Origin of the sequence: Candidatus Seongchinamella marina, assembly GCF_026262685.1 — a bacterium.
Classification (GTDB): Bacteria; Pseudomonadota; Gammaproteobacteria; order Pseudomonadales; family Halieaceae; genus Halioglobus; species Halioglobus marinus.
Window position 1 is genome coordinate 440,992 of record NZ_SHNP01000002.1, and the last position, 21,742, is coordinate 462,733.

15 protein-coding genes and 1 tRNA gene are annotated in these 21,742 nt (G+C 51.6%); all 16 read right to left on the reverse strand.

All coding sequences use genetic code 11. The features are described 5' to 3' along the window. Positions 1 to 21: 21 nt before the first annotated feature. Positions 22 to 97 (reverse strand) — tRNA-Glu (locus tag EYC87_RS06975). 210 nt (positions 98 to 307) lie between these two features. Then, a complete protein-coding gene (locus tag EYC87_RS06980) occupies positions 308 to 1,573 on the reverse strand; it encodes a putative porin (protein WP_279252244.1) in 1,266 nt (421 codons plus the stop codon). A gap of 132 nt (positions 1,574 to 1,705) precedes the next feature. Beyond that, positions 1,706 to 2,452 carry a phosphate ABC transporter ATP-binding protein PstB gene (pstB, locus tag EYC87_RS06985; protein WP_279252477.1) on the reverse strand — a complete coding sequence of 249 codons (747 nt, stop codon included), beginning with the start codon at positions 2,450 to 2,452 and terminating at the stop codon, positions 1,706 to 1,708. A 159-nt stretch (positions 2,453 to 2,611) separates the two neighbouring features. Beyond that, positions 2,612 to 3,898 carry a phosphate ABC transporter permease PstA gene (pstA, locus tag EYC87_RS06990; protein ID WP_279252245.1) on the reverse strand — a complete coding sequence of 429 codons (1,287 nt, stop codon included), beginning with the start codon at positions 3,896 to 3,898 and terminating at the stop codon, positions 2,612 to 2,614. Next, on the reverse strand, positions 3,891 to 5,279 hold the full coding sequence (gene pstC, locus EYC87_RS06995; protein WP_279252246.1) for a phosphate ABC transporter permease subunit PstC: 1,389 nt from the start codon (positions 5,277 to 5,279) through the stop codon (positions 3,891 to 3,893). The genes pstA and pstC overlap by 8 nt, the downstream gene beginning before the upstream one ends. Positions 5,280 to 5,356: 77 nt before the next feature. Then, positions 5,357 to 6,496: a substrate-binding domain-containing protein gene (locus tag EYC87_RS07000; RefSeq protein ID WP_423243966.1), complete on the reverse strand. Its 1,140-nt coding sequence runs from the start codon at positions 6,494 to 6,496 to the stop codon at positions 5,357 to 5,359. Between the two features lie 139 nt (positions 6,497 to 6,635). Then, positions 6,636 to 7,358, reverse strand: a complete 723-nt coding sequence (gene phoU / locus EYC87_RS07005; protein WP_279252247.1) for a phosphate signaling complex protein PhoU — start codon at positions 7,356 to 7,358, stop codon at positions 6,636 to 6,638. Positions 7,359 to 7,369: 11 nt separating this feature from the next. Beyond that, the gene (phoR, locus tag EYC87_RS07010; protein ID WP_279252248.1) at positions 7,370 to 8,644 is read right to left on the reverse strand and encodes a phosphate regulon sensor histidine kinase PhoR; all 1,275 of its coding nucleotides are present in this window, start codon (positions 8,642 to 8,644) and stop codon (positions 7,370 to 7,372) included. Between the two features lie 16 nt (positions 8,645 to 8,660). Beyond that, on the reverse strand, positions 8,661 to 9,365 hold the full coding sequence (phoB, locus tag EYC87_RS07015; protein WP_279252249.1) for a phosphate regulon transcriptional regulator PhoB: 705 nt from the start codon (positions 9,363 to 9,365) through the stop codon (positions 8,661 to 8,663). A 252-nt stretch (positions 9,366 to 9,617) separates the two neighbouring features. Then, positions 9,618 to 10,670 (reverse strand): 2-oxoacid:ferredoxin oxidoreductase subunit beta, encoded by a 1,053-nt coding sequence (locus tag EYC87_RS07020; RefSeq protein ID WP_007227890.1) that lies wholly within the window; start codon positions 10,668 to 10,670, stop codon positions 9,618 to 9,620. A 3-nt stretch (positions 10,671 to 10,673) separates the two neighbouring features. Then, positions 10,674 to 12,533, reverse strand: a complete 1,860-nt coding sequence (locus tag EYC87_RS07025) for a 2-oxoacid:acceptor oxidoreductase subunit alpha (RefSeq protein ID WP_279252250.1) — start codon at positions 12,531 to 12,533, stop codon at positions 10,674 to 10,676. Next, positions 12,533 to 14,314 (reverse strand): FAD-dependent oxidoreductase, encoded by a 1,782-nt coding sequence (locus EYC87_RS07030; protein WP_279252251.1) that lies wholly within the window; start codon positions 14,312 to 14,314, stop codon positions 12,533 to 12,535. The genes EYC87_RS07025 and EYC87_RS07030 overlap by 1 nt, the downstream gene beginning before the upstream one ends. Positions 14,315 to 14,506: 192 nt before the next feature. Next, positions 14,507 to 15,109 carry a transglycosylase SLT domain-containing protein gene (locus EYC87_RS07035; protein WP_279252252.1) on the reverse strand — a complete coding sequence of 201 codons (603 nt, stop codon included), beginning with the start codon at positions 15,107 to 15,109 and terminating at the stop codon, positions 14,507 to 14,509. Beyond that, positions 15,106 to 17,139, reverse strand: a complete 2,034-nt coding sequence (gene ligA, locus EYC87_RS07040; protein WP_279252253.1) for an NAD-dependent DNA ligase LigA — start codon at positions 17,137 to 17,139, stop codon at positions 15,106 to 15,108. Before ligA ends, EYC87_RS07035 begins: the two co-directional genes overlap by 4 nt. A gap of 15 nt (positions 17,140 to 17,154) precedes the next feature. After that, the gene (gene zipA / locus EYC87_RS07045) at positions 17,155 to 18,075 is read right to left on the reverse strand and encodes a cell division protein ZipA (protein WP_279252254.1); all 921 of its coding nucleotides are present in this window, start codon (positions 18,073 to 18,075) and stop codon (positions 17,155 to 17,157) included. A 14-nt stretch (positions 18,076 to 18,089) separates the two neighbouring features. After that, a complete protein-coding gene (gene smc / locus EYC87_RS07050) occupies positions 18,090 to 21,587 on the reverse strand; it encodes a chromosome segregation protein SMC (RefSeq protein ID WP_279252255.1) in 3,498 nt (1,165 codons plus the stop codon). Between the last annotated feature and the right edge of the window lie 155 nt (positions 21,588 to 21,742).

The following is a 21,742-nucleotide window of genomic DNA, read 5'->3' on the forward strand; positions in this document are numbered from 1 at the left end:
CAAAGCCGGGTTTCTTAAATATGGTATCCCGTAGGGGGTTCGAACCCCTGTTACCGCCGTGAAAGGGCGGGGTCCTGGACCACTAGACGAACGGGACATAACAACCTGGCTAGGCCAGATGCGCGCATTATAAGGGACAAAACGGGCATTGCAACTGTTACGGTAAAAATTCAGACACAAAAATTAACCGATTGCGGCACCCGACCTAAAAGGACGATCAAAACCTGAACAGGACGCTGTCGCACCGCGTATCCGTGACATCAACAACGCCCTGGGGCGAACCCATTTAAGTTCCAAGATACCAGCGCTAGTACTTGAACTTGGTGTCCAGCATGATGCGATCGTAGCTAATGGCGCCGCCCCGATCAGCCAGATTTTTTTCGCCGGCTTCATTGTCAAGAAACCAGGTAAGCCCCAGGCTCCATTGTTTATTGATACCGTAGGCGCCCGAGAGGATATGGCCTTTACCATCAGTACCGCCCCCAGCGAAGTCGGAATCACTGAGCAGGCCTAAAACTGCGTCCGCTTCCAGGTCCCGGTACTGATAGCCGACACCCCAGGTGCCCTTGCCGCTGGCCTTGCCAAGGCTGATGCCTGCCAACCAACCGGAGTTATAGTCATCGGCATCCTGATTATTCACATAATTGGCGTAAATACTCAGCGGCATATCAAACACATTCATCGCCAGATCTGCGCCAACCTCGAGCATTTCATAGTCGTAAAGATAAACACCAGCTACAGAGCTGTTCCCAAAAAAGTCAGGATCGTCATCGTCACCATAAAACGGTGTGGCTCCGCGCGTTGGGAAGTTGTGATAGGCCAGTGCCGCAGTCAGCTTTGCCTCACCCAAACTGAATTTTGTGCCGCCCTGCAAGCTGTAGGAGAATGTGTCGTTGCGGTTTTTGGTGTCGCTCTCCAGCCAGTTACCCATAAATGCTGCAAATAGGTGTTCTGCAGCCCAGCCGGCACCGATGCCCTCCGGGCGCCAATCTCCGTCCCACAGCAGGCTGCTCTTCTGGGGCTTGTAGAGTGGGTTAGAAAACTTACCAGCCTGTACATAAAGTCCTGCTGTGGCGTTCCATTTAAAGTAAGCTTTGTCGAGGCGAACGTCTTTAGTACTGCCGCCGCCGCCAAGAGTCTGGTTAGTTGATACGGGATCATCGCCACCAGTAGCGAATCCGATACCGACTTCAGTGTCACTCGGAAGCTGCGCAGCTATGGCCACTCTGGCACGAATTCGGTTGCGCTCTCGACTATCCCTGTCTTCCACATCGATAGCCTCATAGCGATAACGAAAGTCACCCTTTATCTTGACCTGCTCTGACCAGGAAGACGCTTTGTTTTGAGACTGCAGCGTTGCAACATCGGACTGCAGCTGGGAAAGGTTCTCTAGTGGCAATGTATCCTGCTGCTTCAGAGCGGCGTTTTCTGCTTCCAATGCCTGCACCCGCGAAGCCATGTCGGCGAACTGCGACTTGAACTGTTCCCACTCTGCGTCGGATACCGATGCCTGCACAGAACCACTGATACCAACTACAACCGCGGCTACCGCCACACTCATTAACTGCTTCATAGGGTACTCCTCTAGTAACACTCGTTTAGTTAGGAAGGTTGGGACTCGATAAAGAGTAAGGATTATTTGTGACGATTTGGTGACAGATCACGGTAAAGGTGGAAAACAATTGGTACATAGACTGCCGCTCAACTAACCGAAACGCCCAGTGATATAGTTTTCCGTTAACTCGTGAGCAGGCATGGTAAAAACCTGTTTTGTGTCGCCCACTTCAATCAACTTTCCCAAGTGAAAATACGCGGTGCGCTGGGATACCCGAGCTGCCTGCTGCATAGAGTGGGTGACGATTGCGATGGTAAAGCGCTCTTTGAGCTCATCAATCAGCTCTTCAATGCGCGCCGTAGCAATCGGGTCAAGCGCTGAACAGGGTTCATCCATTAAAATAACTTCCGGGCTCACCGCAATAGCGCGAGCAATACACAGCCGCTGCTGTTGTCCTCCTGACAAGCCGGTTCCAGGCTGGTCGAGAACGTCCTTTACCTCATCCCAAAGGCTGGCTCTGCGCAGGCTTTTTTCAACGATCTCATCAAGCTCTGCCTTGCTGTGCGCAAGCCCGTGAATTCTTGGCCCATAGGCGACGTTTTCATAGATTGATTTGGGGAATGGGTTCGGCTTCTGAAACACCATGCCAACCCTTGCTCGAAGCAGAACAGTATCCTGATTACCGGCATAAATATTTTCCCCGTCCAGAAAAACATCTCCCTTGAGCTTACAAATAGGAATGATGTCGTTCATTCGGTTCAGAGAACGCAAAAAAGTAGATTTTCCGCAGCCAGAGGGACCAATCATCGCAATGACTTCGTTTTCCCCAACATCCAGCGAAACATCCATAATGGCGCGTTTCTCACCGTAAAATACGTTGACATTCCGTGCCGACATTTTGGCATTATCAACGAATGGTTTGCCGGTAATTTCGTAATCGGAAACATCTGAATGCGCGTGAATATCCAGCCCCACGGCTTCATTGGGCACCGCCCCGTGAGCCATTAATTGCGGTGCATTCATTTTTTCAGATCCTTGCATCATTAACCTACTACGCTATTTCAATTCGAATCGTTTGCGCAAAATAATAGCCAGCGCATTCATCAGGATCAGAAATCCCATCAGTACCATGATTGCAGCGGACGTCTTTTCAGTGAACCCACGCTCTGGACTGTCGGCCCAAAGATAAATTTGTACCGGCAATACAGTGGACGAATCCGTCACTCCGCCCGGGACATCCATAATAAACGCCACCATACCTATCATTAATAATGGGGCGGACTCACCCAGGGCTTGGGCCATACCGATAATAGAACCGGTTAGGATTCCTGGCATGGCTACTGGCAGGACATGGTGAAAGACTGTTTGCAACTTGGACGCTCCTACTCCCAGCGCCGCCTCCCGAATTGATGGCGATACGGCCTGTATTGCAGCCCTGGAGGTAATAATAATGGTTGGCAAGGTCATCAGAGACAGTACGATACCGCCCACCAGTGGCGCGGATCTGGGCAATTCAAAAAAGTTAATAAATACCGCCAGCCCGAGTAGGCCAAATACAATGGAAGGAACCGCCGCCAGATTGTTAATGTTAATTTCGATAAGGTCTGTCAGTCGGTTCCGTGGCGCAAACTCTTCCAGATAAACCGCCGCAAAGACACCAATAGGAAACGCCAGCAGAAATGTCACCATGAGAGTGAATAAGGAACCCTGCAACGCTGCACGAATACCAGCTAACTCCGGCTCTCGAGAATCTCCATAGGTGAAAAACGTGGTGTTGAACGAGGATTTTGTTCGGCCCTGTTCGCGCAAACGATCCAGCCAGTCCATTTGCTGGTTCTTCACTTTACGCTCAGCTTCAGGGATGACTCGGGTTATCTGTCCCTTTAAATAGCTCGCTGCTTGCGAGTGCGCCAGCATCCAAATGTCCTGCTTTTTACCGAGCAGGGTTGGGTCTGCCAGAACTTTATCCCGCAGGTCGTATTCAGCCCCGATACTAACCAGTCGATACAACTGTCGTTTATCTCCCCTACTCTTCACATCAGGGAACATCTCTCTCAACGACGACTTAATTAGCGACGAGAAATCCGCCTTGGATATTTCGTCGTGGCTTGCGGTGCTGCTGACTCCCAGTGCATCGACGTCAATATTGACCGCTATGCTGATGTGCTGCTGGGTAAACGCGGGTGTCCCTTTGCTGACAATATCGAACAGCAGGACAAACAGAAAAACAAAGCCGGCCAAGACCGCTAGCTTTCCATACATCTGGAAGCGCCGCTCACGCGCGTAGCGCTTTTTTAGTGACGCCTGGATCAATGCGGTATTCTTGAACCTGTCCTTAGTCATACTGCTCCCGGTATTTGCGCACTACATAAAGCGCAATCACATTCAGCGAAAGCGTTACAAAAAATAGCACCAGACCCAGAGCGAAAGCCGCCAGGGTCTTGGGGCTGTCAAATTCTTGATCGCCGACAAGTAAAGTGACGATCTGTACAGTAATCGTGGTAACGGCCTCCAACGGGTTAACAGTTAACTTCGCTGACAACCCGGCTGCCATAACCACAATCATGGTTTCTCCAATGGCGCGGGACACAGCCAACAAAATACCACCAACAATACCGGGTAGAGCCGCAGGCATTAGCACTTTCCGGATCGTCTCGTTCATGGTCGCCCCCATACCCAAGGACGCCTCACGCATGCTGTCTGGCACCGCACTGATAATGTCGTCAGAGAGTGACATCACAAAGGGGATAATCATAATGCCCATTACCAAGCCAGCAGCCAGTGCGCTTTCGGAGGCTACTGTCAGCCCAAGACTTTCTCCCAAATCGCGTATAAAAGGCGCGACAGTTAATGCGGCAAAGAATCCGTAAACCACGGTGGGGACACCCGCAAGAATTTCCAGCACCGGTTTGGTGATAGCACGAAACCGCCGGCTGGCATATTCAGACAAATAAATGGCGGACATAAGGCCTATTGGAACCGCAATGAACATTGCCACGAAGGAAATAAGCAAAGTGCCAACCAACAGCGGCACAAAGCCAAATGAGCCGGAAGCGCCTACCTGGTCTGCGCGAATTGCCATTTGTGGACTCCACTGCAAACCAAGCAGGAAATCGCTAATTGTGATGACCTGAAAGAAGCGAATCGCCTCAAACAATACGGAGAGCACAATGCCCAGAGTGGTTAGCACTGCGATAAAAGAACAGGAAAACAAAATCCATTTGAAAATGTTTTCTACATGATTACGGGCTCGCAATTCAGGGCTCACCCTAATTGTGGCGAGCATACCGCCCAATACAGCCAACGATCCCACCAGTAAAAATTTCATGGCTTGGCCCTTGGCGACCAATTGCTGATAGTTATTTGCCGCTGCAATTTGGTCCTCATTTAGCATACTGCGGTCTACGCTGCCCTGGGCATAACCGACCAATTGATTATAATAGAGCCCAATTTCGTCATCTGACATAGCCTGTATTTCCGCCGGAAGACTTGCTACAACCATGCTCTGTATGAAATGTCCTTCCAGTGCCAGCCAGGCAAGGAACAGAAAAAATGCAGGTAGGCCAGCCCACAGTGCCGCCATATAGCCGTAGTGCTTGGGCAGCGAATTTAGACTGCCAAGTCCCCCACCCGCCATGCCAAGTATCCGTGACCGGTGCCTGCCCACAAAAAAACTCAGTGCGCAAAGCCCCAGCAAGGTCAAAAATACAGTGGATGTCTGCATCGTGAACTCTTATTTAACAACGCGCAGCAAAGTGCGTCGCAGCGATATAATTGCCATAATCCTGTGCCAAAATTGTCTTACATCTCTAATCGTTTAAGCGACTTCACGTCTGCCTGCACTTGTGCAAGCTCTTCTTGGCTTAATGGAATCAAGCCTTTCTCCGGTAAGTAGCCGTCCTCACTCATGGCCTTGGCAGAAGCAAACTCCATGGCATATTCCTGAATACCGGGAATACGACCGACGTGTGCGGACTTAATATAGAAATATAGAGGGCGAGACACAGGGTAATCGCCATCGGCAATTGTATCGAAGCTGGGTTCAATCCCATCGATCACAGAGCCTTGAACCTTGTCCCCGTTTTCATCAAGAAAGCTAAAGCCAAAGATCCCCAGTGCATTGGGATTGGCCTCCAGTTTCTGCACGATTAAATTATCGTTTTCGCCAGCCTCAATGTAAGCACCATCCTCGCGCACCGAGTAAGCGACAGTTTTGAAGATGTCTTTGCCCTTTGGCTTTTTGCCTTTACTTTCAACATAGGCCTGGTAAACGCTCACTGGAATTCCCAGTTGCTCCATTGCGCTCTTGATTTCCTGTTCCTGACTGCTATCAAAGCCACTCAGCGTTTTTAGGGCTGGTATGGACTTAGCACCACCGCCCAGTGCCAGCTCGGCAAAAGCGTCTCGAGTACCGGATGTTGGAGGTGGGCCCATGACTTCAATTTTGATGGCAGGAAGCGTCGGGTTTATGTCGTTCCAGGACTGGTGTGGATTGGGAATTAATTGACCGTCAGCGTCGGGAATATCCTTGGCCAGTGCCAGGTAGAGATCTTTCAGACTAATAGCCAGTTGGGGTGCTCTGCGCGAATTTGCTATTGCAATACCGTCGTAGCCAATCAACACTTCAATGACGTCAGTAACCCCATTACTCTGGCAGTCATCGTACTCACTTTTCTTAATGCGGCGCGAGGAATTGGTGATATCCGGAGTCCCTGCGCCAACACCCTTACAAAATAGTTTTAAGCCGCCACCAGAGCCTGTTGACTCGATTTTTGGTGCCTTAAAACTGGTTGAACGACCAAAACGCTCCGCTACGACTGTTGCAAACGGGTACACGGTTGATGACCCTACAATGCTCACAGAATCCCGTCCCTGAGCCTGAACATTAGCGACACCGCTGAACCCAACTGCCAACGCCATTGCGCCGAGTAATTGCTTGATCACTTATTGATACTCCACTAAAAATTGCGCCACATGGCGGTTAACTTTGTTAGTGGGGCTAGTCTATGGATGGAATGTTACGGAAATATGACAGTAATGCCATGTGTCGGAGATTATCGAACAGCGTTCAACAAGCGCGTCACCGCTCATCAACTTGCTCTATGTACTCCTCAATGGACTCCTGATGGCGCACGTCGAGCCCCCTCACCAGATAGACTACGTGTTCGGCGATGTTAGCCGCATGGTCACCAATACGCTCCAGACTTCGCAGAGCCCACATTTCATTGAGAATCGGCCCAATATTACGCTGATCTTCCATCATGAAGGTCACCAGTGAACGCATGGCGCTGCCGTATTCCTTATCCACGTCATTGTCTTCCTTCACGACGTCTACAGCCAGGTCCATGTCCAGTCGAGCAAAAGCGTCCAATGCCTTATGCAGCATTGAAGCCACGTGACTTCCGATGTGCCGGATTTCAACAAAATTAGTGGGGGACGCACCCTCATCAGCGAGACGAATACCCTGTCGGGCGATTTTGGCCGCTTCATCACCGATACGCTCGATGTCAGTGTTCACCTTGATCACAGACACCACCAAACGTAGATCACTGGCGGCTGGCTGTCTGCGAGCAAGAATCGTCGCACACTCATCATCGATGCGCATTTCCATCTGGTTAACTTCGTGATCGCGGCTGATAATTTCCTCCGCGACACTCGTGTTCCTGCTAACCATTGCTTCAACGGCTTCGATGAGCTGTTTTTCAACTTTACCGCCCATTTCCAGCAGGTGGTTTTTGATTTCCTCCAACTCAGTATTAAACTGTTCAGAGATATGCTGTTTGTAATCTTCCTGTTTCAACATTGTCACGCCCTCTAACGCTTGTTCGTATGTGCAAAGATCAGGGAAAACGTACTACCCTGCCCTGGCTTACTGTCAATTTTCAATTCTGCTCCATGTGCGGTGGCCACGTGCTTCACGATCGCCAGACCCAAGCCTGTCCCACCACTGGCTAATGAGCGGCTCTCGTCCACTCGATAAAAACGTTCCGTTAGCCTTGGAAACTGCACCGGATCAATACCAATACCCTGATCAACTACATCAAGCCGGATACAACCCGCTTCTGCGCGCCATGAGGCAAAGACGCGGCCATCAGGGCCACTGTATTTATAACCATTCAATACCAAGTTGGACACCGCGCTATAAAGCTCTCGGTATTCCCCTAAAATCCCCTCCTGACAGCTGATTTCCAGCTGCAAAGGTCTGTCCGGATAAATGGAAGAAATCTCGTCGGCCAGTTCGACAAGCAGCGCGGGTACGTCAACCTGATCGTTCTTTACGCGATGCTCGGTTGACTCGATTTTAGATAACCACAACAGGTCCTTGAGCAAGCTCTCCATTCGTCTTGCCTGGCCTGCCATCTGTTCAAGGCCGCGTGCATAAGGTTCAGGAAGACTGGAAACGTCACCTAAAAAGGTCTCCAGATACCCAGTGATAACCGTCAGCGGTGTCCGCAGTTCGTGCGAAACATTACCCACAAAGTCGGTACGCATTTGTTCGGTGCGCACCACTTCTGTCACATCGGATAAAAACAACAAGGTGTCACCATCGGAAAACTGGGTGACGACCATCCGCAGGTTTAGTCGGGTGCCGCCTGTTGTTTCAAAAACCAGGGGCTCTGCATAATCTCCTGAATCGAGATACTCATTGAACTCCGGTAAGCGAACCAGATTGGTAATGAGTTGGCCTATATCCTGCGGGTGCTGCAAACCTAACAGTCTTTGCGCAGCTTCGTTACACCAGCGAATAGCGCCATTGCCATGGACAATTACCACACCGTCACGCATGGCTGAAAATGAATCAAGTAAGTAATCCACGGTCGACTGCAAGCGCTTCTGGGTGGTCTCTGCGGAGCGATGTTTCCTGTACACGCGGGCGACCATCTCTCCCCAAATGCCCGGGACATCGGGCGGCGAGTCACTGGTGTCACGCAGCCAATGCTCCAACCGCCACATCTGCCGTGACCAAAAAAACACGACTGCCAGCGCGGCTACAGTGACGCCGACCATGGCCCCCCCCAAATACCACCCCAGCACCCCACCGGCAGCGATAAAGAAGAAGACTTTGGAAACTGCAGACAACCACTCCATATGATATTACTGCGCCTTATGAGTGTTCACGGGATGAGAATCGATAGCCGATGCCACGAACAGTCTGTATCAGCTCGCCATAATCAGCATGATCAGTCTGTAAGGCTTTGCGCAATCGGCGAATATGCACATCGATTGTGCGTTCCTCTAGGTAGACGTTAGCGCCCCATACCTGATCCAATAACTGGCCGCGGCTATAAGCCCGTTCCGGGTGAGACATGAAAAACTGGAGCAGGTTAAACTCCGTTGGCCCCAGATTCAAAGCGATTTCACCCGCAAAAACGCGACGACTATCGCTGTCCAACACCAAGCCGTTTACCCCAATTCGATCTTGTGCTGAGTCTTTGGCGGAGCGCCTCAGCAAGGCTTGTATCCGCGCTATGAGTTCGCGAGGCGCAAAGGGCTTGGTAACATAATCATCTGCACCAACCTCCAGGCCCTGAATGACATTGTCCTCTGCGGCCTTTGCCGTCAGCATGATCACCGGAATTTCACGGGTATTGTTCTCGCGCTTGAGGCGACGCAACAGTTCCAGGCCACTACCACCCGGCAACATCCAGTCCAGTAACACAATATCAGGGCGTTCATCGACAATCAGAACGTGGGCATCACGAATATTTTCAGCTTCGATAAAACGATACTTGGCAACCTCCAGCGCCATTCGCAGCATGTCGCGTATCGCTTTCTCATCTTCGACTACCAGTACTGTGGGTTCAGACATGGCTAAAGGCGTTCCTAATTCTGGCGAATACAGGTATTAGATGATGGAATTGTGACAGTTTAATTACAAAACGGCTTGAAGCCAATAATTACCCGGACGCACAGCACGCCAAGGCCCGCTGAATCACAGCGGCCTTGGGAAGTGGCATGAATGGATAACTTACGCGCCAGTGGTGGCGCCGCTGGCAACCTTAATCGACATCAATCCCGGAGGACACTGCCCCGCACAAAGCCAAAGCTAGATTTTCAGCGATCAACGCAAACTCGCATTAATGTTTTTGAGCATCTGGTTGCCCGGGCAGAGATCTTCCTCGGCCAGTGTATTCAAGGGTCGCCGGGAGGTTTCCATCACGTCGTGCAGATCACGGGAATCCTTGTCCATATAAATCAGCCCGGTCAGAATATCCCCAGATGCTCGATGCTTCTCCATACTGATTAGTGCCGACGTGCGATCAAAAGGATCCAGGTTCTCGTCCATCTTATACAGATGAATTGATGAGCCGTCATGCATGGTAACCTCGTGACTGAAGCCAGGCATGTAGTCGGTCGTGATTTCTTTGCGCATGGGTACGAAATCCACTGTACCCGTCGCTTCAGCATGATCTCGCACGAACTCATAGCTCTTGGTGGAACCTGGGTTGTTATTAAAAGTGACGCATGGGGAAACCACATCAATAAGCGCAAAGCCTCGATGACTAACAGCGGCCTTGATCAAAGGCACCAACTGTTCTTTGTCCCCGGAAAAGCCGCGCGCAACAAACGTTGCGCCCATCTGCAGTGCAGTAGCGCAAAGATCTATCGCGCTATAGATATTCGCATCACCCTTTTTACTCACCGAGCCCTCGTCTGCAGTTGCCGAGTCTTGCCCTTTGGTCAAGCCGTAACAACCATTGTTCATCACGATGTAGACCATGTTCAGGTTACGCCTTGCAACGTGTGCAAATTGCCCCATACCAATAGAGGCTGTATCGCCATCGCCGGAAACACCGAGATAGGTAAGGTTTCGATTAGCCATCGCCGCGCCTGTCACCACAGAAGGCATGCGTCCGTGTACAGAATTGAAGCCATGCGACTTACCAAGAAAATAAGTAGGTGACTTGGAAGAGCAGCCAATACCCGAAAGCTTGGCAATTTTATGCGGTTCAATAGACAGCTCGTGGCAGGCCTTGACGATGGAGCCCGCGATGGAGTCGTGTCCACAGCCCGCGCACAAGGTGGAGATAGAACCTTCATAATCGGCCTTGGTGTAACCCAGGTCGTTAACAGGTAGTTGCGGGTGTCGAAACTTGGGGATCTGGTAGCTCATCGCTTATTCTCCAGCCGAACTGGCTATTTTGGTGCGGTGCAGAGGCATGACCATGCCACCATCGAGATACTGCTTAATCTGTTTGCGGATGTTCCTGGCGCTGATGGGTGTGCCGTCAAAGCACAGCACTGATTTCAATTTGTCTGGGCCGAACTCAAACTCTGCCATCAATAAGGTACGCAGCTGGGCGTCCCGGTTTTGCTCAATCACAAATACCTGGCTGTGCCCCTCAATGAAAGCTTTTACCTCATCATTAAAGGGAAAAGAGCGGACTCTCATAGCATCCAAATGAATGCCATCGTCTTGGGCAAGATAGTCCAGCGCTTCCCTGGAGGATGCCTCGCTGGTACCGAAGTAAAGCACCGCAACATCGGTTTCTTCGCTGGCAGCAACCACTTCAGGCTCTGGCACGTACTCCTTGATAGTGTCCCACTTGCGCATCAGTCGCAGCATGTTCTTTTCGTATTCCTCGCCCTTCTCCGTGTAAACAGCATATTCATCTCTGGAGGTGCCACGGGTGAAAAAGGCGCCTCGATTAGGGTGAGTTCCGGGGTAGGTACGATAGCTAATAGCGTCGCCGTCTACATCAAGATAGCGGCCAAATTCTACGCCCTCTTCCAACTGCTCTGCAGTCATCACCTTGCCGCGGTCATATCGGCGGGCATCATCCCAGGCCAGCGGCTCAGACATGTTGTCATTCATTCCCAGATCAAGGTCAGTCATCACAATAATGGGAGTCTGTAGGCGCTCAGCCAAATCGAAAGACAGAGCACCAAAATCAAAGCACTCCCTGGGCGTTGAGGGAAACAGCAACACCTGCTTGGTATCACCATGCGATGCATAAGCAGTAGAAAGTATGTCTGACTGTTGTGTTCGCGTCGGCATGCCCGTAGACGGACCAGCCCTTTGCACATTAAACAAAACGGTGGGAATTTCAGCAAAATAGGCGAGGCCCAGAAACTCACTCATCAGGGAAACACCAGGGCCGCTGGTGGCGGTAAACGCCCTTGCGCCATTCCAACTGGCACCAATAACCATACCAATTGCAGATAGCTCATCTTCTGCCTGCACGATGGCATAGTTCTTGTGCCCTGTACCCGCGTCGATGCGAACCCGGCGGGCATATTTTTCATAGGCGTCCACCACCGAGGTTGAAGGTGTGATCGGATACCAGGCCGCTACTGTGGCACCGCCATAAACGGCACCCAATCCCAGCGCAGTGTTGCCATCCACTAGAATCTGGTCGCCTAACGAATCCAGAGTTTTCACCTGAATGCCAATGGGGCATTCAAACTGGGAGCGGGCATATTGATGACCCAATTCCAATGCATGGATATTCGGCAAAATCAGTTTTTCCTTGCCTTTGAACTGATCTCCCACCAGATCGGTAAGGACTTTGAAATCCATATTCAGCAGTGCGGCGAGCGCACCGACATAGATCACATTTTTGAATAGTTGACGTTGCCTGGGGTCCTTGTACTCGTCGTTACAAATTCGGGTCAGGGGAATACCGATAATATTGACATCATCTCTCACCAAGCGCAGGTCCAGTGGTTTGGTGTTGTCATAGATGAAATAGCCGCCAGAGCGAACTTCTTTAATGTCCTGGGCCATGCTTTGAGGATTCACTGACAAGGCGATATCGATGCCGCCACGACGACCCAGGTAACCCGCCTCACTGACTCGAACTTCATACCAGGTTGGCAGGCCCTGAATATTCGACGGAAAAATATTTTTAGGGCTAACTGGAAGCCCCATACGGAACAAGGCTTTGGCAAACAGGTTATTAGCACTGGCCGAACCGGTACCATTGACGTTAGCAAACTTGATAACGAAGTCATTTACGGACTTTATTTGTTTCATTATAACTGGCCTGCTTTACTGACATTGTAGAGGAACTTTTGCATATCCCAGGCTGAGGTGGGACAACGCTCGGCGCACAATCCACAGTGCAGACACACATTTTCATCCTTTACCATTACCCGTTTCGTGGGCAGTTCTTCGGAGACATATAAATCTTGAGCCAGATTACTGGCAGGCGCAGTAAGGGCAACCCGTAACTGCTCTTCCTCCTGATTTGCAATAAAACTAATACAATCTGTAGGACAAATATCAACACAGGCGTCGCACTCAATACAACGAACCTCTTCAAAGACAGTCTGTATATCGCAGTTAAGGCAACGCTCAGCTTCTTTGTATCCGGTGGTGGCATCAAAACCCAATTCCACTTCTATTTTTCGGTCGGCTAAGGTTTCTTTCAATGGTGCAAGTGGCACAACGTAACGCTTGTCGATTTCCACCGAGTTATCATAACTCCACTCATGTACACCCATTTTCTGGCTGGCCAGGGTGACCCCCGGCGCTGGCCTATCGGCCACGCTTTCTCCGCGACAATACAAATCAATACTGACCGCTGCCTGATGACCGTGGGCAACAGCGGTTATTACGTTTTCAGGCCCGAACGCCGCATCTCCTCCGAAGAATATTTTTTGGTTAGTAGACTGGAAAGTTTGATCATTGACGACTGGCATATCCCACTTATCGAACTCAATACCGAGATCCCGTTCTATCCAGGGAAAAGAGTTTTCCTGGCCAATAGCCATTAACACGGTATCCGCCTCCATAAATACCAGGGGCTCATCCGTGGGAACAAGCGAACGCTTGCCGCTCTCATCGTACTGCGCTTCTACCTTTTCAAAATGCATGCCCTTGAGTTTGCCGTCTTCAACAACCAGCTCTTTTGGTACATGATTGTTATATATAGGAATGCCCTCGTGCATGGCATCTTCCTTTTCCCACGGCGAGGCTTTCATGTCCTCAAAGGGGCTACGAACCACTACTCGGACGTCATCTCCGCCCAGGCGTTTCGACGTTCTGCAGCAGTCCATTGCGGTATTACCGCCTCCCAATACCAGCACCCTGGGTTCAATTTTTTCGGTGTGCTCAAACGCAACACTTGACAGCCAATCGATGCCCAGGTGCACGTGGCCGGCGGCGTCTTCCAGTCCCGGCAAATTGAGACCTTTGCCACGAGGAGCTCCTGTGCCAATGAATACAGCGTCGTAACCTTTATCCAAAACCTCGCGCAAACTGTCTACTTCTATATCGAACGTCGCGTTAATCCCCATGTCCAGTATGTAATTTACTTCCTCATCCAGGACATCAATGGGCAGCCGGAATGAGGGGATCTGACTGCGCATCATTCCACCGCCGGCAAACTGGTTATCGTAGATATCGATGATGTAGCCCAGCGGAGCGAGATCTCTGGCAACGGTGAGCGATGCCGGACCTGCGCCAACCAAAGCGATGCGTTTGCCGTTTTTCTTCTTCGGAATGCTGGGTAGTCGTTCGCTGATATCATCTTTTTTATCGGCCGCAACTCGCTTGAGTCGACAGATGGCAACCGGCTCTTCATCTGCGTCCAACCTGCCGCGCCGACAAGCCGGTTCACAGGGACGGTCGCAAGTTCGTCCCAGTATTCCGGGGAACACATTGGACTGCCAGTTGATCATGTAGGCATCCGTGTAGCGCTCTGCCGCAATCAAACGAATGTATTCCGGAACTGGCGTATGCGCGGGGCATGCGTGCTGACAGTCAACTACCTTGTGGAAATACTCTGGGTCTTTTATATCAGTCGGTTTCACTTCGCTGCTCGTCAATAGTTTTCGGGGCCGTGCCGATACAGTCGACACAAAAAATTAAGTGTGGCACATGTGAAATGGCAATGCATTACAGCAAGTGCATAGAAAGCGTTACTTTGTCGGCAGTTGTGACCAGACACACGGGATAATCTCAGGCGGTTCGTATATTCGCCCTGATTCAATCGTCGACTCAGCTTACCAGCCGAAAAACCAACCGCCCTTTTCCAGGTCTTTCTCGCAGGTGCTCAACTGTTGCTGATAGCTACCCGCTCGCCGCTCAACCTTGCGTGCAACATCTGTCAGCCATTTTTTTGACTTATAGGTGCCTCGGTTATAGCCTCCATGCCCCTCGTGATAAGCGAGGTAAAGCCCGTAAGTATCGCGCTTGGAAATTCCGCTGCGTCTTTTAGACTGCTCGTTATACCAGCCGATAAAATCAATAGCGTCACCGAAATCGTCCCTATCCGCGCCGTAATTGCCGCCACCGCGCTTGTAGTCCTTCCATGTCGACTTTTTGGCCTGACTGTAACCGTAGGCATCTGAGGGCCTGGGTCCAGGTATAAATCCGAAAATCTTTTTACGCGGAGGCTTTGCCTTGGCAACAAACCGGGATTCCTGATGCATAATCGCCATCATTACTGGTATCGGACTCCCCCACTCTTTTTTAGCATCGTGGGCGTCGCCGTACCAGCCGCTCTTTTCTTCGAAGATCTCACATATGTTATTAACGTTGGAGGGTGGTGATGTCGTGCAACCCGCTAACAACAGCAAAACAAACGGTAAGACCCTCGCAGTCATTTTTTCTCTCCATGTTGTTCCAAAAGAGCAACGAAGGTGATCTCGTCAATTACCTCCACCGCGAGGTCCTGCGCTTTTGCCAGCTTGGAACCCGCACCGGGACCTGCGACCACGCAGTGGGTTTTCGCAGATACGCTGCCAGCCACCTTCGCTCCTAATGTTTGAAGCGCTGCCTTGGCTTCGTTGCGCCCCATCAACTCCAACTTTCCGGTAACTACCCAGGTTTGACCAGACAATGGGAGCACAGACTCAGCAGCGATTTCGATATCAGGCCATCGCACTCCCGCCTCTCTCAGCGCCTCGGCAACAGCCATACCCGATGTCGAATCGAAAAACTGACGCAGGTGATCGGCAACGACTGGACCCACATCGTCAACATCAAGGAGCGACTCTTCCGAGGCGGCCACCAACTCTGGCCAACTACCGAAATGACGCGCAAGATTCAACGCTGTCGCTTCCCCCACCTCGCGTATGCCCAGAGCAAAAATAAACCTTGGCAAGGAAGTATCCTTGCTCGCTGCCAGCGCTGCGAGCAAGTTGTCTGCCGACTTTTCACCCATTCTTTCCAGCGCCATCAACTGGTCTTTATGCAAAGAATACAAACTGGCCACATTCTCAAGCAGACCTTCATCCACCATTTGCTCAACAAGTTTGTCTCCCAGGCCATCGATATCCATGGCACGGCGGGAAGCGAAATGTTTGATGGCTGCTTTTTGTTGGGCAGCACAAACCAGGCCGCCCATACATCGAATGACCGCTTCGTCTGGCTCACGTTCGGTAGCAGAATTACAAACCGGGCAGTGTGACGGAAACTCAACGGCGCGCGAATTCCCGGGGCGTTTATCCAAAACCACAGAGACAACTTTAGGAATAACGTCACCTGCCCTGCGCACAACCACAAAGTCGCCCACTCGCAGGCCCAAACGCTCGATCTCGTCAGCATTATGTAAAGTGGCGTTACTGACAGTGACGCCCCCGACAAACACTGGTTCTAATCTGGCAACCGGCGTAATAGCGCCCGTGCGACCCACCTGGAACTCAACATCCAAAAGCTGCGTCATCTCTTCCTGAGCTGGAAATTTTCGAGCGATTGCCCATCGCGGCGCACGCGAAACAAAGCCCAACCGGCTTTGCTGATCAAGCCGGTTCACCTTATAGACAATCCCATCGATATCATAAGGCAGACTATCTCTGCGCTCTGCCAGACTTTCATAGTACTGCTCGCAAGCTTCTACGCCGGTGACAACCTGGGATTCAGCATTGATTCTTAGTCCCCAGCGGTGAAGGCAGTCGAGCACGGCTGCATGCTCTGGCGGTAGCTGCCCCCCTTGGACCAACCCAACACTGTAGCAACACATCTCCAGGGGGCGCTGAGCAGTAATTCGTGAGTCTAATTGTCTCAGGCTGCCGGCGGCTGCATTGCGTGGATTAACAAATACCTTCTCGCCTTTTTCAAGTGCGCGTCGATTTAACTGGTCGAAGCCCGCCAGGGGCATGTAAATCTCTCCGCGCACCTCCAGGATTTGCGGGTAGCCATCGCCTCTTAGCTGCAGTGGAATGGAGGGAATAGTCCGTACATTTTGAGTGATGTCCTCACCCGTGGTGCCATCCCCACGGGTCGCGCCGCGCTCCAGGATGCCATCTCGATAAAGCAGGCTGACCGCAATACCATCTAACTTTGGCTCACAACTGTATTCAATCGCCAGATCGGGTTCACCAAGACGACCCCGCAAGCGTCGATCAAAATCTACTAGCTCAGTCGCGTCAAAGGCATTATCCAGCGACAACATGGGGACTTCATGAGTGACCTGAGAGAATTGGGAAAGGGGCTTTGAACCGACCCTCTGGGTGGGAGAGTCTTCGGTGACCAGCTCTGGAAATTGCTCTTCAAAACCCTGCAATTGACGCAGGTAGCGATCGTATTCAGCGTCGGGGACGCTGGGATCGTCCAACACATAATAACGGTAGTTCCACTCACGCAACTGCGTCCGCAGCTGCAGGACCTCCGCCTGTGTCGCTGAATCAGTCATACCGAATCGCAGTGCCTAATGTGCGCGAGCCAACATACGGCGCTCCAGGTCGCGGATCTGTTGCCTACAATGTTCCAAGGTTTGCTTAGTCAGCACACTGCGGGACTCATCGAGCACATCGCCCCCAAGGTTGCGTGATACAGCCTGAGCGGTTTCCAGCATGTAATCAAATGCCATCATCATGTCTTCCGGGCCGGGCAGAGTCAGGAAAAACACCAAGCCCGGCGTATTAAACTCAGCCATATTGTCGATGTCGAACACACCAGGCTGCATCATATTAGCAACACTAAACTGAATGGCCCCCTTACCTGCTTCAAACTCATGACGGTGAAAGAAATTCATATCGCCAAAACGCAGGTCGCAAGCCAATAAAATATGCAAAATATCGGCCCCTTTAAAACCATGCGCATTCCGAGCAACCACGTTCAACATGAACACTTCGGGATCCACATCGCGTGGCAACAATCCGGGCTCGTCCGGCTCAGGCTTGGTGGTAGTTGGCTCTTGTGCATCCATGCCGTCCAGCCAGTCAAGGTTTTCAGTTTCTTCATTGCCCGCAGACAAACCGGCAATCATGGGTTCAACCTCGTCAGCGGGGTCGATCTGTTGCTGCCCGTGCTCAGACTGATCCACCTGCCCAGGCTCAGTCGCTGAGGCCTCGGTCTGCGCAGGAGCAGTTGAACGATGCCCTGCGGCACGCAATAAGTCGCCACGTTCGACTACTCTACCGCCACCATTAGGCAGCTCTTTCAACCAGGCGAGATCTTCATCACTGCTAGCGGTTTCATTGTCTGGTGGGTCGGATAAATCCACTTTCACCTGTGAATACTTTTCACTGCGTTCACTGCGCACTCGACGCCAGGCGTCAAGCAGCACTGCCATAATCAGCAGTACCCCGATGATGACCATCCAGTCGCGTATGGTTAAGTCTGCCATTTACAAACCCTATATCAGCTCGCTGCCAGTTCGGCAGCTTCGTCTACATCCACTGTAACCAGGCGAGATACGCCCGGCTCATGCATCGTCACTCCCATGAGCTGATCTGCCTGTTCCATGGTTATCTTGTTGTGGGTAATAAAAATAAACTGCACTTTCTCGGACATTTCTTTAACCATGCGCGCATAACGCCCGGTATTGGCGTCATCAAGTGGAGCGTCAACCTCGTCCAGCATGCAGAAAGGAGCGGGGTTCAGGTTAAAGATTGAGAACACCAGAGCGATCGCGGTGAGCGCTTTTTCGCCTCCAGACAGTAAGTGAATTGTGCTGTTCTTTTTGCCCGGAGGTCTCGCCATAATTGAGATGCCGGTATCCAGCAAGTCATCGCCAGTCATTTCCAGGTAGGCGCTACCGCCGCCAAACACACGTGGGAATAGCTCTTGCAGTCCGGTATTGACCTTGTCAAAGGTCTCCTGAAAACGGCTACGAGTTTCTTTGTCGATCTTGCGAATTGCATTTCCCAGCGTATTAAGCGCAGTTTCCAGATCTTCATTCTGGGCGTCCAAATAATTTTTGCGTTCTGACTGCAGGTTATACTCATCAATAGCGGCCAGGTTTATGGGACCCAACCTGGCAATACGGTTGCCGATTTTCTCCAGCTGCCTCTGCCACTCAGGCTCTGAGGCGTCTTCGGGCAAAGCGTGCAGCACTGCTTCAAGGTCTTGCTCATCATCGTTCAACTGACGAAGAATGTTTTCTCGCTGTACCTGCAGGGTCTGGTTGCTGATGCGCTGCTGTTCTAACTGACCGCGCACGGACTCTGCCCGGTGTTCGATACCGGCACGCAATTGTTCGCTCTCACGTAACTTATGCTCCACCTCGGCCACGGCTTGTCTAGCTTCAGCCAGCTCACCCTCTGACACCAGGCGCAACTCTAACTGTTCCTCTAGCGCGGCCTGCAGGCTTTCCAGTGGATTATCATTGTCAGACATACTGCTGTGCAAACCGTCACGACGTTCGCGCAGCTGTGCAACCTGGTTATTGGTGCGCTCAATCGACTCACGCATTGAGCTTAACTGGGTTCTTAGTGACTGGAAGCGCATCGCAGATTGATGGGACGTATCTTTATCGTGCCGCGCTTTTTGTCTGCAGCTATCGAGTGTACCCCGGGTTTCATCGCGAACAGAAAGCAAATCCTCGCGGCGCTGTGAATCCGACTCCATACTTTCTATGGCTTCAGAGAGCAGCTGACGAGCTTCAGCCACGGATTCCTGCTCGTGACGAAATTGCTCTTGTGACTCAAGAATATCTGCATCAATGCGCTGCCGCCTGGCTGTGATTTGCTCAACCTTAGCCTGCAATGCCGATAGCTGAGCGCTGATGTCAGAGTGCTGACGGGTAGCAGATTGAAGCTCTCGCTGAGACACTTGTCGCTGCTCTTCAAGTTGCCGCAATTGTTCCTGCGCACCTTGCAATCCCTCTTCGATCTGCTCTTCTCTGGCGATGGCGGCTGCCAGACTTTGTTCTAATTCCTCCAGCTCTTGTTGACGCTGGATCACCCCGCCCTGCTGATCCGCCAGGCGAGTGACGCGCAGCCAGCTACGGCCCAACCAGACGCCCTCTCGAGTAATAATTGATTCACCTTCGGCGAGCGACTGTCGCAGCCTCATTGCCTCAGTGAGATCACTGGCAACCTTGACGCCTCTAAGCAGGGCACCCGCTGCACCTTGACTCCTTGTCTTGGAAACCAGGTACTCCGGGGAAGCCGGGGCATCGGCACTTGTTTCAACCAGCGCTAACTGGCCTTGTTCAAGACTTCCCAGCAACTCACCCAAAGACCCAAGGTTGTCTACGCAGACAGCCTGAAGATAGTCTCCCAGCACTGTTTCAACCGCTAGCTGCCAGCCCTCATCGACCTGAAGCTGCTCCAATAGCCGCGGCTTATCTGCGAGCTGTTGAGCCTGCAGCCACTCACCGACATCGCTGCTGCCATCTTCCATTGCTGCCTGCTGCAGGGCTTCGAGGGATGCCTGCCGACCGCGCATCTGCTGCACGCCGGAACGAACTTCATTAAGCTCGGTGGATAGCTGGCTACTGCGATCCCGGGTGGATGACACACGCTCTACCACCGACTCAGCACTGCCTTCGTGCTCAGCCATCATCATTTCAAATTCAGCCAATTGCTCAGAGAGCGTTTCCATTTCACCATCGTCGGGACCTGGCGCCAATGCGGTTTTTTCTTCTTCTAACTGGCGACTGCGATTTTGACTACGTTGCAGCACCTGTTCCAAATGCTGGATGCGAGACTGCTGCACCTCCGCCTGCTGGCGGGGTTCGGCGGCATGCTGATTGAATTCATCCCACTGGTTTTGCCAGCTGTGCATGGCTTCTTCTGCTTGCAAAAGTGCCTCGGCAGAAGACTCTTCAAGCGCCTGCAGCATTTCCAGCTCGGGTTCAAGAGCCTCCGCTTCCTGCTCCCAGCTAGTGAGTTTATCGCGGTCATCACCCAGATGACTTTCGGCCTGCTCCAATGATTCTATGGTTTGCGTCAAATCCTCGGACAATTGACGACTGCGTTCTTGCTGGTGCTTGATAGTTTGTTCTATACGGGCGACTTCAGAGCCCAGCGAGTAATACGTCGCCTGAACCTTGTTAAAACTATCCGTTGCGTCGGTGTGATCAACGCGGTGCTGCTCTATGGCAGTGTCAACCTGTTGGTGCTCGGCGTGCACGGCCTCCAGTTTGACCTCCAGTTCACCGACAGATTGAGAAAACCCTTTGACCTGTTCGTCCAGTTCTCGCCATTGCAGGGCCTGTAACTGGCCTTTATAGCGGCGTTCCTCTTCCTTATGCTCGCTGTACTTTTCCGCAGCTTGCGCCTGGCGTTGCAGGTGCTGCAGCTGGCGTTCAAGCTCATCGCGAAGATCGGTGAGTCGCTCAAGATTCTCCATGGTACGGCGCATGCGGCTTTCGGTTTCCTTTCGCCGCTCTTTATACTTGGAAATACCCGCCGCTTCTTCAATGAAAATTCGTAGTTCTTCGGGCTTGGACTCAATTAGTCTGGAAATCATGCCCTGCTCGATAATGGCATAGCTGCGGGGGCCCAGGCCGGTTCCCAGAAAGATATCCGTAATATCACGACGCCGGCATTTAGTGCCGTTCAGAAAATATTCCGACTGCCCCTCACGAGACACCAGCCGCTTAATGGAAATTTCAGCATAACTGGCGTATTCGCCACCCACACGCCCGTCGGTGTTATCGAACACCAACTCAATGGAGGCCTGACCCACTGGCTGTCGATTGACTGAGCCATTGAAGATAACGTCGGCCATAGACTCGCCGCGAAGATTCTTGGCAGAACTTTCGCCCATAACCCAGCGTACGGCATCAATAACATTGGATTTACCACAACCGTTAGGGCCAACGACAGCGGCCATATTGCTGGGAAAATTGACCGTCGTAGGATCGACGAATGACTTGAATCCAGCCAGCTTGATAGACTTTAGTCTCATTTAACTTTAACTACCCGCTATATCTTGCTGTTTTTTATAAGAATATCCGAGTTTTTACCGCATTTCACGTCAACTCGGAAACACAAGATATAGTGTATAGAATTTGAACGGGCAACACTATGCCCAGACTTAAAAAAGCAAAAAAATTAGCGCTA